The sequence below is a fragment of the Pauljensenia sp. UMB6358 genome, assembly GCF_030216865.1.
GTDB lineage: Bacteria > Actinomycetota > Actinomycetes > Actinomycetales > Actinomycetaceae > Pauljensenia > Pauljensenia turicensis_A.
In genome coordinates this window covers 1-304 of the sequence record NZ_JASOMS010000108.1, presented here as the reverse complement: position 1 = coordinate 304, position 304 = coordinate 1, and the positions used below count along the sequence as shown (strand labels likewise).

Genomic DNA, 304 nt, shown 5'->3' with positions numbered 1-304 from the left:
GGCGAGGAAATTAATCGAAAGGTTGATCAGTTAATTGATCTTAAAATTGAAGTTTCTCATTTAATTGATCAGCTGGAAGATGTGCGGTATCGGAATGTGCTGAGAAGTTACTATCTTACCGAGAAAACTTGGGAGCAGGTTGCGGTAGATAATCATTGGAGTTATCAGCATACCATGCGTTTGCATGGCCAAGCACTCAAGGAGTTACAAGAGGAGATAAAATGAGAGTATGGTTGGTGCTATTATGATATTAGGAAATTTAGTTAAGTTTCCTCCTTCTAAGTTTCCTCCCATTACAAAATAA

At 37.8% G+C, this 304-nt stretch carries 1 protein-coding gene; it reads left to right on the top strand.

Going from position 1 to position 304, the window contains the following annotated elements:
- Window positions 1–225 (top strand): DUF1492 domain-containing protein (locus QP381_RS08805; RefSeq protein ID WP_285043629.1); only part of this gene is annotated, 225 nt, incomplete at its 5' end.
- Window positions 226–304 lie beyond the last annotated feature (79 nt).